Annotated in this window: 16 protein-coding genes; 5 read left to right on the forward strand and 11 right to left on the reverse strand. The window is 43.8% G+C overall.

All coding sequences use genetic code 11. From position 1 onward, the window contains the following. Nucleotides 1-33: 33 nt before the first annotated feature. The 5 genes from H6F41_RS08875 to H6F41_RS08895 all read right to left on the reverse strand — a co-directional run bounded on the left by H6F41_RS08875 (nucleotide 34) and on the right by H6F41_RS08895 (nucleotide 4,723). A complete protein-coding gene (locus H6F41_RS08875) occupies nucleotides 34-1,209 on the reverse strand; it encodes a GNAT family N-acetyltransferase (protein ID WP_190403118.1) in 1,176 nt (391 codons plus the stop codon). A gap of 172 nt (nucleotides 1,210-1,381) precedes the next feature. Continuing rightward, the gene (locus H6F41_RS08880) at nucleotides 1,382-2,218 is read right to left on the reverse strand and encodes a carbon-nitrogen hydrolase family protein (protein WP_190403119.1); all 837 of its coding nucleotides are present in this window, start codon (nucleotides 2,216-2,218) and stop codon (nucleotides 1,382-1,384) included. 138 nt (nucleotides 2,219-2,356) lie between these two features. After that, a complete protein-coding gene (phoU, locus tag H6F41_RS08885) occupies nucleotides 2,357-3,037 on the reverse strand; it encodes a phosphate signaling complex protein PhoU (protein ID WP_190403120.1) in 681 nt (226 codons plus the stop codon). 154 nt (nucleotides 3,038-3,191) lie between these two features. Next, nucleotides 3,192-3,683, reverse strand: coding sequence for a GNAT family N-acetyltransferase (locus H6F41_RS08890; RefSeq protein ID WP_190403121.1), 492 nt, complete (start codon nucleotides 3,681-3,683; stop codon nucleotides 3,192-3,194). Nucleotides 3,684-3,859: 176 nt separating this feature from the next. After that, on the reverse strand, nucleotides 3,860-4,723 hold the full coding sequence (locus tag H6F41_RS08895) for an acyl-CoA desaturase (protein WP_190403122.1): 864 nt from the start codon (nucleotides 4,721-4,723) through the stop codon (nucleotides 3,860-3,862). A gap of 124 nt (nucleotides 4,724-4,847) precedes the next feature. Between H6F41_RS08895 and H6F41_RS08900 the strand changes: the two genes are divergently transcribed. Continuing rightward, nucleotides 4,848-6,110 carry a TetR family transcriptional regulator gene (locus H6F41_RS08900; protein ID WP_242022976.1) on the forward strand — a complete coding sequence of 421 codons (1,263 nt, stop codon included), beginning with the start codon at nucleotides 4,848-4,850 and terminating at the stop codon, nucleotides 6,108-6,110. 139 nt (nucleotides 6,111-6,249) lie between these two features. Then, complete coding sequence (locus H6F41_RS19260; protein WP_190403124.1) at nucleotides 6,250-8,382, forward strand: ARC6/PARC6 family protein; 2,133 nt, start codon at nucleotides 6,250-6,252, stop codon at nucleotides 8,380-8,382. Nucleotides 8,383-8,492: 110 nt separating this feature from the next. Here the strand turns inward: H6F41_RS19260 and H6F41_RS08910 are convergent, their stop codons facing one another. Beyond that, nucleotides 8,493-9,353, reverse strand: a complete 861-nt coding sequence (locus H6F41_RS08910; RefSeq protein WP_190403125.1) for a hypothetical protein — start codon at nucleotides 9,351-9,353, stop codon at nucleotides 8,493-8,495. Nucleotides 9,354-9,655: 302 nt separating this feature from the next. Continuing rightward, complete coding sequence (gene recA / locus H6F41_RS08915; RefSeq protein WP_190403126.1) at nucleotides 9,656-10,795, reverse strand: recombinase RecA; 1,140 nt, start codon at nucleotides 10,793-10,795, stop codon at nucleotides 9,656-9,658. A 214-nt stretch (nucleotides 10,796-11,009) separates the two neighbouring features. Here recA and H6F41_RS08920 point away from each other — a divergent pair, with 214 nt between their 5' ends. Beyond that, nucleotides 11,010-11,555: an NYN domain-containing protein gene (locus H6F41_RS08920; RefSeq protein ID WP_190403127.1), complete on the forward strand. Its 546-nt coding sequence runs from the start codon at nucleotides 11,010-11,012 to the stop codon at nucleotides 11,553-11,555. Nucleotides 11,556-11,586: 31 nt separating this feature from the next. Further along, a complete protein-coding gene (locus H6F41_RS08925; protein WP_190403128.1) occupies nucleotides 11,587-12,795 on the forward strand; it encodes an acetate kinase in 1,209 nt (402 codons plus the stop codon). Nucleotides 12,796-12,856: 61 nt separating this feature from the next. Here the strand turns inward: H6F41_RS08925 and H6F41_RS08930 are convergent, their stop codons facing one another. The 3 genes from H6F41_RS08930 to tsf are packed head-to-tail and all read right to left on the reverse strand — an operon-like array spanning nucleotide 12,857 to nucleotide 14,549. Continuing rightward, a complete protein-coding gene (locus H6F41_RS08930) occupies nucleotides 12,857-13,183 on the reverse strand; it encodes a translation initiation factor (RefSeq protein WP_190403129.1) in 327 nt (108 codons plus the stop codon). Nucleotides 13,184-13,202: 19 nt separating this feature from the next. Beyond that, entirely contained in the window at nucleotides 13,203-13,874 is a 672-nt protein-coding gene (locus H6F41_RS08935; protein ID WP_190403130.1) for a hypothetical protein, read from the reverse strand. A 39-nt stretch (nucleotides 13,875-13,913) separates the two neighbouring features. Then, complete coding sequence (gene tsf / locus H6F41_RS08940; protein WP_190403131.1) at nucleotides 13,914-14,549, reverse strand: translation elongation factor Ts; 636 nt, start codon at nucleotides 14,547-14,549, stop codon at nucleotides 13,914-13,916. Nucleotides 14,550-14,852: 303 nt separating this feature from the next. On the opposite strand from tsf, the gene H6F41_RS08945 reads away from it, so the two are divergent. Further along, complete coding sequence (locus H6F41_RS08945) at nucleotides 14,853-15,815, forward strand: protochlorophyllide reductase (RefSeq protein ID WP_190403132.1); 963 nt, start codon at nucleotides 14,853-14,855, stop codon at nucleotides 15,813-15,815. Between the two features lie 97 nt (nucleotides 15,816-15,912). Here the strand turns inward: H6F41_RS08945 and H6F41_RS08950 are convergent. Then, on the reverse strand, nucleotides 15,913-16,358 hold a 446-nt coding region (locus H6F41_RS08950; protein WP_190401942.1), incomplete at its 5' end, for an IS630 family transposase.

Below are 16,358 nucleotides of genomic sequence, written 5' to 3' on the forward strand. Positions count from 1 at the left end.
TTCACTAATTTTAATTGTCGATTAATGAACATACTAAAGAAGCTCATCAGTATGTTGATGAGATTGAGGTAGGGTGTCAATTCTGCCTGGAATTGGCTTTTGCGTTGGCTGTAATCCTGAAAGCATTCTTGATAGTTGCAGACCATCAAGAACGGGCTTAGTTTCCCGAATTTTGTGCCATACCGACCTTGCCATTAATAAGGAATGTCCCTGCCGTTGGGCATGGATGCTTTCTAAATAATCTTCGCGCTCAGGCTGGTAATCGGCAGAGGAGATTTGCAAGCTGACCTGATCGTTAGTTTTGTCTGAGGTTTGCTTAGTGACGATGCGGGCAATTTGGGAAGTTAGTTCAGGATAAAGCCATGTATAGGCAGGATGGACGGTTAACTGACAGTGGTGTACTAGTTTTTCATCGCCATGGTTGATGTTGGGGCGCTGTAATAAAAGATAGAAATAACCGATCGCAGCCTTGCGTTGTGGTTCATAGACATATCCTGAAACATCTTGCAAATGATTAATTAGCAAAGAGCTATGGTTCACCAACTTATCGATAGTCTTTGCTCGAAAATCATCAACATTGAGATCATAGACTTGACGAATATGTGGTGGCATCGCCGCCGTATCAAGTTGATAGAGCAAACTGGCATCGGCATTGCTGACAGGCATCAAGTTGGGGAGATCGGGGGAATGCTGGGCTAGCTCATGCAGACTGCTAGCGTCAAGTTCCCAATCGGTAAACTGAGCTAGTGGCTGAAAGCCGTTTTGGCGATAAAGTGCGATCGTATCTTTTTGATTGATATCAACCTGCAATACCCAAGTTCTTGCCTCTAGACAAGACTCAAGGCAATAGCGAATTAGTTGCGTACCGACATTGTGCTGACCATTCTGAGCTTCGGGCAAAACTACGACCCGATCAATCTGCCAAGTGCTGCTGTTGTTATTAAATGGCGATACTCGAATAAATCCTTGAATGATGCCGTTGTATTCACAAACATAGGCGCGGACGTAGGGCTTGAGCAGGGTTTGCACAGGAGCAGGTAGCCAACTGGCAAGCTGATGTAGGCTAACTTTTTGGCGGCTGCGGCAACCACTGAGATCGCTCACAGCAATTTGTTCCAGATCTTGAGGGGAAGCAAATCGCTGGATAAACTCTAAGTCACGATGTTGTAGCGGACGGATCGTGTTACCAATCGTTGGAAAAGGTTGCATAGCTGCTCACGCCAGAAAGGGAATTGATGAAGTCTGAAGTCTTGTAGTTATCTAGATTGACCTGAAATGTCAAAGGAGAGATGCGGAATATGCTTAAAGGATTTACAACGAAATTCTGATTATAATTTTAATACATATCAAAGAAAAGGCGGCGCATTGCGCCGCCTTTTCTTTAAGAACACGAAAAAGTACGGTGTTGTAGGGATGGCATCTGCCGACGAATTTGATCAATACGTGATGGTTGGATTTCTGCGATCGCAACGCCAATTCGATCGCCTGCATCAGCAAGAACGATGCCCCAAGGATCCACAATCATGGCATGTCCATGGGATTGACGACGTGGTGTGTGCATTCCCACCTGTGCAGGAGCAATCACATAGCTCGTATTTTCGATGGCTCTGGCTTGCAATAACACCTGCCAATGATCCTTGCCTGTAAAAGCCGTAAACGCCGCAGGAACAAACATGACATTTGCGCCATTTTGAGATAAATGACGGTATAGCTCTGGAAACCTCACGTCATAGCAGACCGATAGACCCAGATTGCCATAGGTTTCTGAAGTATAGACAGGGGGCATCTCAGTACCCGCCAGCACTGTGGCTGACTCTTGATAGGTGTTGCCATCGGGAAGATTAACATCGAATAAATGCATCTTGCGATAGCGTGCTAGCTCTTCACCTTCACGACCAATCAACAACGCGGTGTTATACATCTTGCCGAGGTTGCCATTATTGCTGTCAGTGACAGGCACAGGAAACCCTCCGCCAAGGAGCAAAATTTGATAGCGTTGGGCGATCGTAATTAAAAACTTTTCGCTCTTTTCGGCAATTTCTGTGGAAAGTTTCGTCTTTTCACTCTCATCACCCAAAAATGAAAAATTTTCGGGTAAACACACTAGTTCTGCACCTCGATTTACTGCCAGTTGGATCAAATCTTCTGCTTGAGTAAGATTCTTGTCTACATCCGAGACACTGGTCATTTGCACAGCGGCAGCCAAATATGACTTCATTTCAATCCTTAAAACTTTCCCACATAGTCCAATATGCTGTGAAGCACTTACTTTAGATTACCTTGCTATAGCGTCAGTATTGCTATAAAAAACAGAAAATAAAAGGCGATGCATTGCATCGCCTTTTATTCGGTTAGTTTAGCCAAGTTTGCCTGTAACGATATAAGCAACTCGTAAACCCACATTAGTGGCATGGTCTGCCATGCGTTCTAGATGGTGAATTGCTAATACCATCAGCATGACAGGCTCCATTGGTTCTCCACCAAATAATTTTTGTGACGCTAAAAGGTTGTAGATCTGTTTATAGTCGTCATCAACGGCATCATCCTTGGCTTTAATTTGTAAACCAATATTCTCATCAAGATTCGCCAAAGCCTCTAGGCTCATGGCTAGCATGGCGCGGCAGCGATTAGACATCACCTCTAATTCACCGAGGTAGGGAGATGGGGGATAGGGAAAAAGTTTGATCGCAATATCGCCGAGATTTTCTGCATAGTCTCCAATGCGTTCAATATCACGAATTAGCTGCATCAAAGCACTCAATAATCGCAAATCTCTCGCTACTGGGGACTGTAAAGCAATTAAATTAATACAATCTATTTCAATTTGCCGATAGATGGCATCAACTTGTTTGTCTTGAGGATCAATACGAGTTGCGGCTTCAAGATCCCGCTCAAATAGAGCCGCATGGGCTAACAGAAATGAGTTTTCGACAAGCGCACCCATTCGCAGAGAATCTTGTTCTAGGCGATGTAGTTGGCGTTCAAAGTCGCTCCTTGTGCGTTTCTGATTTTGAGATTGAGATGAGGTTTCGACCATTAGTTGTCAGCATGTCACACGAGATTACTTAAAAAGAATTAATAGAATTAATAGAATTAACAAATATTTCTTTCATGCAATTAATATTTATTTTAGTTCAGGATGTTTTGATTAACAGTATTTGCAAATACTATGCCATTGATTTTAGAGTAGTTTATTGACTATTGGCTTGTGGTAGTTCTGAGGTTGCAAATTGATGCTCACTATTAAACCCACTTTTACAATTTTGTAAGGTGCTGTTTTGTAGGACTAATGTCGTCGAAGAGTTTTGGACAAAACCAATTTGTTCATAGAATTTTTGTTGATGTGTGGTCATCAGATATACCTTCTCAACATCACAGACATGGGGATGGGCTAGGACGGTTTGGACTAGCTTGCGTCCTAAGCCTGCACCACGGTATTTGATATCAATGACTACATCCCAGATGGTGGCGCGATAGATGCCGTCACTGGTGGCGCGAGCATGTCCAATTAGGTTTTTGCCATCCCAAACGGTTACCACTGGTTTGGAGTTGGCTATTGCGATCGCAAGTCCTGCGAGAGTGCGCTCCTGCGCCCAAAATGCTGAAGCCCTCAATAAATTCTGTAACTGCACTAAATCAACTTCTTCGTGGCGATCGCAAAACCGAATGTGACGATGATCCATATATTTTGTATTCCCGCGTCTATATAACCGAATAACCTATGCCCAAAAGGTTGACACATTGCTGCTCCCATCAATGTATCGATTTTTGCTACAGTATTTGCGAAATTTACAAAACCTAAAAAAGAGGGCGCAACGCGCCCTCTTTTTTAGGTTGTAAGCGATTTAAAAGTAATTACTTACTTTGCTTGCCAAGGCTCAGCTAAATAGATTTTTTTCGCTAAACCCACCGATTGCAGTAAATTGATCACTCCCCAAGTTGGATCAATTTCCCACCACTTCAAGCCAGAACGGGCTGACTTAGGAAAAGCGTGGTGGTTGTTGTGCCAGCCTTCGCCATAGGTCAAGATTGCTGCCCACCAAAGGTTAGTCGAATGGTCAGGAGTTTCGGCAAAGTTTTTGTAGCCCCATTTATGACAAGCGGAGTTAATTAACCAAGTGCTGTGCCATAAGAAAACGGAACGTACCGCCATGCCATAAACCAAGAAAGACATACCAAGTCCACCCAATACATATTCGCCAATTACATACAGCAACGCAGCAAGGGGCAGTTGCAAAAGCAAAAAGTACACATCTAAAAAGTTGTAGTATGGATCGCTCGCGAGGTCGGGAGCAAATTTGCTGTAGTTAGAGCGCTGAAAGTGTTCAGGCTTGGAATACATGATCCACATCATGTGGCTCCACCAAAAACCTTTATTCGCAGAATAGGGATCTTTTTGATTGTCTTCTGTAAAACCGTGATGTTGGCGATGTCCACCCACCCAAAATATCGGACCACCTTGGAGTGCTAATGCTCCGATGGTAGCGATGATATATTCCAACCACTGCGGCACTTGAAAGCTACGATGGCTAAGTAAGCGGTGAAATCCTAAAGTAATGCCGATGCTACCAAATAACCAATGCAAGAATACTGTAAGGGCTACAGCTTGCCATGAAAAATAAAAGGGAGCAGCTAGAGCAGCAATATGAAAAGCGCTGAAGAACGCAACATTTGTCCAGTTCAGTTTCAGCTCAGTTGAAGGGGCTTCAGTAGTGACGGTCATGAAATAGTAACTTAAGGGGTGGTGAGGAGATGCAAGTATCACTTACAGTTATATTTAAGTCTAACTGTTTTTTACATAATAATGCAAGTATCACTTGCAAATCATCTTAATGGTACATGCTCCCATGTCTGTATCTCGGATTTCCACCCGTCAACGTATTGTCAATACGGCGCTAGAGTTATTTGCTAGCAAGGGAATCACCGAGACCACTACCCGCCAAATTGCGGATTTTGCTCAAGTTAATGAAGTAACTTTATTTCGCCATTTTGGGAATAAACATGGGTTATTGCTAGCTGTATTGCAAGAATGTCTGCAAAAATATCTCGTATTGGCGCAAGTGGGAGAGTCGCTCATGGTGTCAGATATCTCTAGTCGGAGTGACTTAAGGAGATTTCTCAAATATTACATCCAGAGTTCATTGCGGGCGCTCGAAAGTGTGCCTGAATTGGTGCGATCGCTAGTTGGCGAAGCGGGGCAGTATCCCCTCGAAAGTCGTCAAGCGCTTGCCCAAGGCATTAATCAGGTTAATCAGACAATTGCCACGGCGATCCATGATGTTTTGATCAACTCACGTTTGCAGTATGCGTTGCCGCCACTAAAGCTAGCTAACCTCCTCAACACTTGTATTTTGGGTTATGCCGTGATCACCTTGACCAGTGATGTACAGACTATCTGGCGCGATCGTGATGAGTTTGTAAGTACCTTAGTGGATATGTTTATCCAAGAGGTAATTCCGATTGCTCAGGCAAGACCGATCGTTGATATTCCTGCGGAGACGGTACGCGAGATTCTTTTACAGGCAAAGAAATGTAGCGCCCAAGACTTTGCGATCGCATATTTGCTATTTGGTGCAGGTATGACTGCAATTGATATAACTCGCTTGCGGATTCAAGATTATCAAATTCAAGCTAATCACGGTGTTTTACGAATTAGTGATCTGCATGGTCAAACTCGACCAGTACCCCTCAATCAAAAAATTCTTGGTCATCGTTATGGCTCGGCTACCAATAATCCCCTAAGCGCCCATTTGAAAAGTCGTAAGAGTTCTCTCAAGCAAGAGTTGAAGGGGGGAAATAATCATCAAAGTAATCATCAAAATATGGAAGAAAGTGATCTCATCTTTTTGGGTTGCGATCGCAAATCTCTATCTTTAGAAGCAATTGAACAGCTCTGGGAACGTTGGACACAGCCCTATCGCAATTTGGACGGTTCGCCTCTGACTATCGATCAAGCTCGCCATACTTGGTGTATTGAAATGCTTGCCCGTGGTATTGATGCTGATAGTTTTTGCATAATTAGCGGCATCAAACCCAAGGAATTACAAGTTTATCAACAGCGTCTAAATGAAAAATTAGCAATTGATAAAGCGATCGCTCTTGACTCTTAATTCAGATGCTGCAACTATTACGTTGATTAAAACCTAGCTATTTTTAACATACTCATGAAGTTGGTGTATAATTCGGGCGTTTGATGTACTCAAAATTCAAATCCGCACTTCCAATTAAAGTTTTGGGTAGAAAAGCACAGTGAGAGTTCCCCTAGACTGCTACCGCATCCTTGGTCTGACGCATCTATCAGGGATAGAAAAGATCCATCAAGCACATCGCGATCGCCTACTCTCTATGCCAAGGCGAGAATATTCTGATGCAGCGATCTCTTCCCGTAAGCGCATTATTGACAAAGCCTATGAAGCCTTGATCGAACATGATCGCCTTGGTAGTAATGCAAATGCCGATGATGTCACTGATGCAGTCGAGAACGCTCGCCCATCCTTAACTCTGCCACCGCAAATTGAAGCTGATGAAAAGGATTTTGCCGGTTTATTACTGATTTTGTATGAGCTTGGCGAGTCTGAGCGAGTTTTAGCCCTTGCCAAACCCTACTATGACCCTGATGAGGCGGAATATCAGTCAGCCAGAATCTCTCCCCACGATCCTGACTTATTGCTTTCTGTATCCCTAGCATATTTAGATCTGGGTCGTGAATGTTGGAAGCAGGGCAAATATGAGGCGGCGGCGGCATCCCTAGAAGCGGCCCAAGAGATTTTATTGCGGGAAGGCTTATTTCTGAGTATTCGCAGTGAAATCCAAGCTGATCTGTTTCGCCTACGCCCCTATCGTATCCTTGAATTGTTGGCGACTCCTGACAATCAGGCTAACGAGCATCGCAAAGGGATGTCACTCTTGCAAGAGATGCTGGATGCAAGGCGTGGTATTGATGGTTCAGGCAATGACTATTCCAGTCTGGGAATTGATGATTTTCTGCGATTTATTCAGCAACTACGCAGTTATATGACTGCGATGGAGCAGCAAACTTTATTTGAAGAAGAAGCGCGTCGTCCATCCTCAGTGGCGACCTATTTGGCTGTATATGCTCTAATTGCGCGGGGGTTCTCGCAACGTCAGCCAGCCTTAATTCGCCGTGCTAAGGGTTTATTGGTAAAACTTAGTGCGAAACAGGATATTTATCTCGAAAAAGCAGTTTGCGCTTTGTTGCTAGGGCAGACGGAAGAAGCTAGCACTGCGATCGAAAATAGTGCTGAAGAAGATCAGATTGCTTTTATTCGCCAAAATTCTGAGGGTGCGCCCGATCTGCTCCCTGGATTATGTCTCTATAGCGAACGCTGGATGCAGGAGGAGGTATATCCCCATTTCCGTGATCTGATGCACCAAATTGTATCGCTTAAGGATTATTTTGCTGATGAGCAGGTGCAGGCTTATCTCGAAGAACTGCCTAATACTGGGGCAATGTCATCGGAATGGACTTCGCCTGTTGGTGGTAGTCGTTTTGCTGGGATATCCTCCTTTAATGAGGCGGATGATCGCGATGCTGATTCTGTGTCTAGTCGTGAACCGAGACTGTCTACTTACGAGCCTGAGACTCCCAATCGATTTGAGCGATCATCAGCACCTCTACTAAATCGCTCAAGTCCTGCTAATCGAGATCATCCCTCCCGCTCTCGTCGTACTTCGACTACTGTTAAGAATGCAACGAAAAATATTGTTGACAATGTTAAGGAAAAAAAGCAGTCATCGCGTAAGTCTGCGCCTAGTAGCACCCATGGAAAACCGAAGTTTAAGGTTGAGCGACTAGCAACGGTGATTGTTCTTGCGATCGCAATTTTAGTTGGCTCAATTTGGTTAGTGGTTTTGGCAGTACGCGCCTTAATGGGCGGCTCAAACTCAGAGAGTTATGTGGCAATGGAAAAGCCTATTGCTTCACTAGTTCAGGAAATTAGTAAAAATACCGCAACGTCTCCTGTCGCGCAACCTGGCCCCCTTGATAAGGAAACGGCTATTAAAATAATTGAAACTTGGCAAGTAACTAAAGCTAAAGCTTTGGGCAAGGACTATGAGGATAAGTTGCTATTAGAAATTCTCGATGAGCCAGCGCTGAGTGATTGGCAAGGACGAGCCAATGATCTCAAATCTAGCAATTCCTATTTGCAATACGAAACTAAATCTAGTGAAGTGCAAGAGGTGATTCCCGATGGTGATAACAAGGCGAAGGTCGTCGTTAATATCTCCGAGTCTCGTAATTATTTTAACAATGGTGAACTGGATCGAGATGCATCTGCGGAGAATGCTAATTACAAAGTTGAATATGACTTAATCCGCAAAAATGACAAATGGTTAATCCGTGAGATGTTGGTCTTTTAGTGAGCTTGTTGAGCAGGATTTTTAATGAATATTTGGGTGTAATTAAATATAAAAATCAAGAACCTGTGGTGCAAGCGCCACAGGTTCTTGATTAAGGGCAAGACAAAAATTCATGGATTTGCGATGATCGCAGGATCTTCTTGCAGGTTAACTACTAATACGCGCACTTTAGAATTCTTCGTGGCAATGTCTGAATCCACAGGATCGTCTTCATTTTGTTTTAAGTCAAGTTTTAAGCCTAGAAATCCTAATGATTGACAAATAAGTTCGCGGATGATTTCTGAGTTCTCACTTAATTCTGACGTAAATACAATCGCATCCATTCCCCCCAAGCTCATGAGCATAGAACCAAGGCATGACCGCAAACGATGAATGTAAATATCCAAAGCTTGCTTTGCCCGAGAGTTATCTGTATCAATCGCCGAGCCTACTGATTTTGGATCATTGGATTTGTGATCACTTCCTTGCTTTGATGGCTCATCAGGGTTATTGTCCTGTCGCATCATCTCATTTAAAACATCAGTATCAACTGAGCCAGAACTATAATCAATCATCAAACCTTCTAAAGGCGTAAATCCAGTAGCTGTATCGATAATTTGACCATTGTGAATGGCAGCAAGAGAACAACCGTTATCCAAATTGCAAGTAATTAACCGCAAATTTTTAATATCTCTCTGTAAGACTTCGGCAGATCGCTGAGCGCAATAATAGTGGCTGCTTTCATTTAGTCCATAATGGCGATTATCAACTGCTGTAGGAGGACTGGAAATTGTCGCAATAGTCACTAAATTCTTGGGACTAGTAGTGATAAGTTTATCGTTAATATCAGGCTCTTCACCTTCTAGAGGTGTGATAATCGCGATTTCTTGCCAATCTAAGTCTAACCTTTCGCAAATTTCAAAAAATGTATAGCGCTCAACTGGTTTTCCCGCAAAAAAACGCCAAATTGATTGCCGTGTTTTTAGACCCACCTCTTCTGCAAGGTAATCTTGAGTCCAACCCTTATTGGCAAAACGCTTTTTAGCTTTTTTGATGCCTGCTGCTGAGGCTGTTAATGATCGCTTAGCGATAACGGCAAACTCCTATTTATACTTTGAAATAATTAGCTAAACATAATTAAAACCAAAAATCAGAGCGTGAGTCGTTAGCAAAGTAGACGACTCACGCTCCTAGATTTTAAGGTTATTTATGCTTCACTACTTAATAAACTATACCAAAACACAAAATAGCAAGGTCATTTTGTGTTTTAGTAATGGACAGTTAAAGAATGATTTTAAAAATCATCGGGTAGAGTGTCTTCATCTTCGGGTTCAATTTCTTCAGGTAGAACCTTAGTTGCTGAAACCGCTACACCTGCGGATAGTTTTTCGCGGACTTGACGCTCGACATCTTGAGCAAACTCTGGTTTGTCTTCCATGTATTTGATCGTGTTGTCACGACCTTGACCAATATTATCGCCTTGATAGCTATACCATGCACCCTTACGCACGATGATACTCATTTCTTCGGCTAGGTCTACCAAACAACCAAGGGTGGAAATACCTTTGCCAAAAATAATGTCAAATTCGGCAATACGGAAAGGTGGGGCAACTTTATTCTTGGCAACTTTTACCTTAGCGCGAATCCCATATTCTTCTGTGCCTTTTTTGAGGGTTTGGATACGGCGAATATCGAGACGAACTGAGGCGTAAAACTTCAGGGCTGTACCGCCTGTGGTTGTTTCGGGGCTGCCGTAGGATACGCCAATTTTTTGACGCAGTTGGTTGAGGAAAATGACGATGCAGTTTGAACGTCCTACATTGGCGGTAATTTTACGCAGGGCTTGGCTCATTAACCTTGCCTGTAAGCCAACATGGGATGCCCCCATTTCGCCTTCGATTTCGGCACGGGGTACAAGTGCTGCAACGGAGTCGATCGCAATGATGTCTACTGCCATCGATCGTACAAGGTTGTCAACAATTTCTAACGCCATTTCGCCTGAGTCGGGCTGGGAAATGAGCAGGTTGTTAATATCTACACCAACCGCCGCCGCATAGGTAGGATCGAGGGCATGTTCCGCATCGACAAAGGCAGCGACACCACCACGTTTTTGGACTTCGGCGATTGCATGGAGGACGAGGGTGGTTTTACCTGAGCTTTCTGGCCCGTAAACTTCGATGACTCGTCCTTTGGGGAGTCCACCACCCAGGGCAAGATCGAGGGGTAATGCGCCACTAGGGATGGTTTCAACGCGCATATTGGTAGCATCGCCGAGCCGCATGATCGAGCCTTTGCCATGATCCTTCTCGATCTTTTGCATGATCGCATCAAGGGCTTTCTTTTTCTCAGGGCTGATGCTAGATTTTGCTGCTTGGGCGCTCGCAGACTTATCAACTTGACTGTTTGCCGTCGCAGAGGAGTTTTTCGGTGCCATTGCCGTTCGAGGTTGAGTTGGTCTAATACATCTGCCTCATTATGACAGTGAACTAGCCCAACCTGCCAGAGGTAAAAACAAAACTAGAGCTTGTGCATCTTGCTAAATGGGCGACACAAGCTTTGAACTATTTATTTGTGACAAAAGAAACTCAACATTTGCAAATTCTAGTGTCAGAATTAAGATAGGTAATTTTATCTAGCGGTCTACCATTATGGCTTCGGAACATCCACCAGTTATGTTGGTGGACGCTTATAACGTGATTGGAGTATGGAGATACTTGCAGGAAATTAGAGATCTGCAAGGGTTTGAGATTGCGCGATCGCAGTTAACGGAAACGATGGTTAACTTTAGTGCCTATCATGGCTATAAAACTACTTTGGTTTTTGATGCCTATGTGCAAGCCACTCCTGCTAAAGCTGAAAAAATTACTAAAAATCTCAGGTTGTATTTTACTGATCACAACGAAACTGCGGACACTTATATCGAGCGACAATGTGGTAAATATCGCCGTGACCCACTGAGACATCTAAAAAGAATTATTGTGGTTACTTCCGATCGCGCCCAGCAACTTACGGCGGTGGGTTTTGGGGCAGAGTGGCTATCGGCAACGGCACTAGCACAGGAGGTGGAGGCAACTTTGCGATCTGTCCAAAGTCGTCAGAAGTCTAAAAAAGCCAATACTAGTAACCTATTAGCCAATCGTATTGATAGCAATACTAGATCCCAATTAGCTAAATGGCGTAACAGTCTCCAGTAATTCGGCATTACCCGTAAAAAACAATCACAAGATGAAAATATTAGTTCTCAATGCTGGTTCGAGTAGCCAAAAGAGTTGCTTGTATGATTTAGCCGACGGGCTGCCCAGTTCTGCTCCTGAACCGCTTTGGGAAGCTGCCATAGATTGGACACACCATGATGATTTTGTGGAGATTAAGATCAAAACTCATGATGGCAAAGTTTTGCAAGAAGATCTGAAGGCGACTTCCCGACCTGAAATCATTGCCCATATGTTTGAGACTTTATGGAGTGGTGATACTGCGGTGGTGAGCAGTCCTGCGGAAATAGATATGATTGGGCATCGGGTGGTGCATGGTGGTGCAGAGTATCGCCAAAGTAAGATTATTGATGATGTGGTCAAAGCTGCGATCGTAAAGTTAGCATTGTTTGCACCAGTACATAATCCTGCGAATTTGGAAGGAATTGAAGCTGCCGAGCAGGTATTTGGAAAGACTCCTCAAGTGGCAGTATTTGATACTGCTTTTCACTCCCATTTGTCTCCTGATGCATATACCTATGCCATTCCCCAGCGATATACAGAACAAGGAATTCGTCGCTATGGATTCCATGGCATTAGTCATCAATATTGCAGCGATCGGGCGGCGCAGCTTCTTGATCGGAAACTGGAAGATCTAAAACTAATTACTTGTCATTTAGGGAATGGATGTTCCCTAGCCGCAATTCGCCATGGGCGCAGTATCGATACAACCATGGGATTTACTCCCCTTGAAGGTTTGGTGATGGGAAGTCGCTCAGGTTCTATTGATGCAGGGATTCTCATTCATTTGTTGCGTCAACCTGATATGGATGTGGAGAAGCTGGATCGTATTCTCAATCGCGAATCTGGCGTGAGGGGAATATCGGGAATATCGGGGGATTTGCGTTCAATCCTGAAGGAAATTGCGGCGGGAAATGCACAGGCACAATTGGCTTTTGATGTGTATGTCCATAGCTTGCGATCGCATATTGGCGCAATGCTAGCTAGCCTTAGTGGTTTAGATGCGATCGTATTTACCGCAGGTGTCGGTGAAAATGCGCCTACGATTAGGGCGGCGGCCTGTGCGGGATTTGAGTTTTTAGGGCTGAAATTGGATAGTAATAAGAATAATCAAAGATTATTAGATGTTGATATTGCTGCACCTGATTCGTCGGTGCGTGTTCTCGTGATTCATACCCAAGAGGATTGGGAAATTGCCCGTGAATGTTGGCATTTACGCTGAATAATTTAACGCTAAATAATTTATGAGCTACCCACATAGCGGGTGGCTCATAGTTGTCTGGCTATTTGCCACTAATTTTAGCTTTGTAGCCTAGACCTAAAAGAATCTGCAAGATTTTTTGGGTACAGTCGCCTTGAATCTCGATCGCTTGCTCCTTGGCTGTACCACCAGCACCACATTGATTTTTGAGTTGTTTTGTTAGTTTAGCTAAGGTTTCGGGCGTGGTTTGAAAACCTGTGATTTCCGTGACGGTTTTGCCACCCTTGCCCCGTCTTGTTGCCTGAATGCGGACATTTTGCTGCTGTGGTGGTAAATCAACAATATTTTGTTCCGAGTCGTTGTCTTCAGGTGTGCCGAACTCGCGGTAAACTACACGATTTTTGACCATTGATTTTGATTAGCTTGATTTATGACTCTACCCATGCTGAGCGCCATGCTAATTCGGCTTCAGCAATCGTTTTTTGTTGATATTTCTTGTCTAGTTCTTTATGTAAATGCACCAGTCTTGCCGATAAAACACGCAATTCTCCACGACAGGACATCACTTGCCGATCTGTAAACTCAATTTCTGCAAGCCTAATACTCATCCGTGTTGAATTTTCGTCGGTGGGGGCTGCGTTTAAAATTTTGCGCTCAACCAATAGTTTGTTTAATGTCTCCATGCTCTCGTTGAGGAGTTTGCTGAGCAAGAGATCGAGATTTTCTTGGTTGGTGCGACTATCGCGATCGCAATTTTCTAAAACTCTTTGCATCTGATCAGTGAGTAACTTGATCGTCTCCCTGAGATGCTCTTGCAGATCTTGGCGTTCTGATAATGACAGGGCAAGAAATGCCTCAGGACATTGTTGAGTGCAAAACTTAAAAGCCGCTAATAAAATTTGTTGCTGGGTTGCCGCAGCGATCGCCTGTGCATATTTAAGATGAATCGCATCAATCCGACTGATCACATCATCGATCGCCTGTTGAGTGTTCTGAATATCTTGATCAATACGCAACAACATGGTCATAGTTAAAAATACTTTTGTTTTGCCTAGGCAATGACAACTCTTGCTAGTTGCCTCAATGATTTGGAAAAACATTTGAAAGTGCCGCTTTGCAGCACTTTCAAATGTTTTTCTTTATGAGGCTGTGGTCTCAGCGCTATCGGATGCCAATTCTTCTCCAACGACAAAGCGGACAAAGCGACGAACTTTAACGTTTTCGCTAAGTTTCGTACCAGTTAACTTTACCAACTCATCAACGGTAATGCTTTGATCTTTGATGTATGGTTGATCTAGTAAGCACAATTCTTTCAAGCGCTTTTCGATACGTCCAAGCACAATTTTGTCACGGATGGCGGCAGGCTTGCTGGCGAGGTCGTCTTTACCTGCTTCAATTTGCTTTTCTGCTTCAACAAAGGCAGCAGGAATATCGGCAACACTGACATACTCAACGTTAGGGCAAGCCGCAATTTGCTTAGCTACGTTATCAGCTAGTTCTTTGAGTTCTTCACGACGGGCTACGAAGTCAGTTTCGCAGTTAACTTCGACTAGTACACCAATACGGCTGCCAAAGTGGATATAACTATGAACAATGCCTTCAGATGCAGCACGACTTGCTTTTTTAACAGCAGAGGCTAGTCCCTTTTGTCTTAGGTATTCGGTTGCTTTGGTAAAATCGCCGTTGGATTCAACGAGTGCTGCTTTGCAGTCTTTAATGCCTGCGCCAGTTCTTGCGCGTAGCTCTTGAATTTGTTGGGTTGTGATGTCTGCCATATTTAAGTAAGCTTGTTTGGGATTTCTAGGGCAACATTTCGAGGAGCGAGGAGTTTTTGCTCGTTGCCGAAAATATCTCTAAAATGTTGTTTGCAGTTCTATAAGTTACCACAATTCCATGTACTCAAGGTTTTCAAATCTAAAAAACCTGATTGCGATCGCAAGACGATGCTTAAAGATTCCTAAATCCTGATAACCATAGATCCCGCAAGCCGATCACGATGAAATGCTGACGCTGATTTGTCTTGCCACCCCGAATCGCTGTAAAATTCTGAGCAAAGTTAATAAATTTATTCTTAAATAATGGCACAACAACATAAACCTACAGTCATCATTACAGGCGCATCTTCAGGGGTGGGTCTATGGTCTGCCAAGGCACTAGCCGATAAGGGCTGGTATATCGTCATGGCATGTCGTAATATCGCTAAAACCGAGAAAGCTGCCGAATCCGTCGGTATTTCCAAAGATAACTACACAATCATTCAAGTTGATCTTGGTTCTCTTGTTAGCGTGCGTGAATTTGTGGCGAAATTTCGGGCTACAGGTTTATCTCTTGATGCGCTCCTATGTAACGCTGCGATCTATATGCCCCTGCTCAAAGCCCCGTTGCGATCGCCCGAAGGTTTTGAGCTAACCATGACCACCAATCATCTTAGCCATTTTCTACTCTGCAATCTTTTGCTAGAGGATATGAAAAAATCTACCTATCCCGATCGCCGCATGGTGATTTTGGGAACGGTCACCCACAACCCCGATGAGTTGGGTGGTAAGATTCCACCACAGCCTGACCTTGGTAATTTGGAAGGTTTCGAGAAAGGCTTTAAAGAACCGATTTCGATGGCAAATGGCAAGAAATTTGAGCCTGTGCGCGCCTACAAAGAGAGCAAGGTTTGCAATATTTTGACCATGAGAGAACTGCACCGCCGTTTCCATGATTCCACAGGTATTACCTTTACTTCTCTATACCCCGGTTGTGTTGCCGATACGCCACTGTTCCGCAACCACTATCCCCTATTCCAGAAGTTATTCCCATTGTTCCAAAAGAACATCACCAAAGGCTATGTCACTCAAGAGCTATCAGGGCAAAGAGTAGCGGCGGTGGTTGCCGATCCCGAATATCGTCAGTCAGGAGCTTATTGGAGCTGGGGTAATCGCCAGAAAAAAGATGGTCAGTCCTTTGTGCAGACTGTTTCTCCTCAAGCCCGTGATGATGCGAGAGCAGAACGGATGTGGGACTTGAGCGCTAAATTAGTGCGCCTCGTCTAAAAAATACAACAGAAGAAAGTAGGGGCAATTCATGAATTGCCCCTACTTTCTTTTGTTGTGCATAATAAAAAAGGCGTGAAGTGCATTTTTTAAGTAGCTAAGCAAAATTAATTACATAAGTTGAACCAAAGTCTCGAAGAACTTTTTCAACATAAGAGACTAAACTTTCCCAAGATTCATATGCATTGAGTTCAATCCACTCATACTTCATGAAACGCCACAAAATTTCAATCAAGTTCAACTGGGGACTATAAGGGGGTAACTGGAAAATCTCAACTTGCTGGTTCTTCCACTGCTCTAATTTCTCTTGAATCATTTGACTGGTATGAATAGAGGCTTTATCCATAACAATCACTGTTGGCTTGGTAGATTGACGAGCAAAGTCATCGATACAAGCGAGAATGACTGCACTGGTGATACTGCGTTCAAAAACATAAGCAGATAAGTCATTGTTTCGATTCATCAAACCCACGACATTTAACCTCTTACTGCGTTGACTGGGTAAGCTTAAACCCGTCCCTTTCTCTTGCCAAGCATAGGGAA

The organism is Pseudanabaena mucicola FACHB-723 (genome assembly GCF_014696385.1).
GTDB lineage: Bacteria > Cyanobacteriota > Cyanobacteriia > Pseudanabaenales > Pseudanabaenaceae > Pseudanabaena.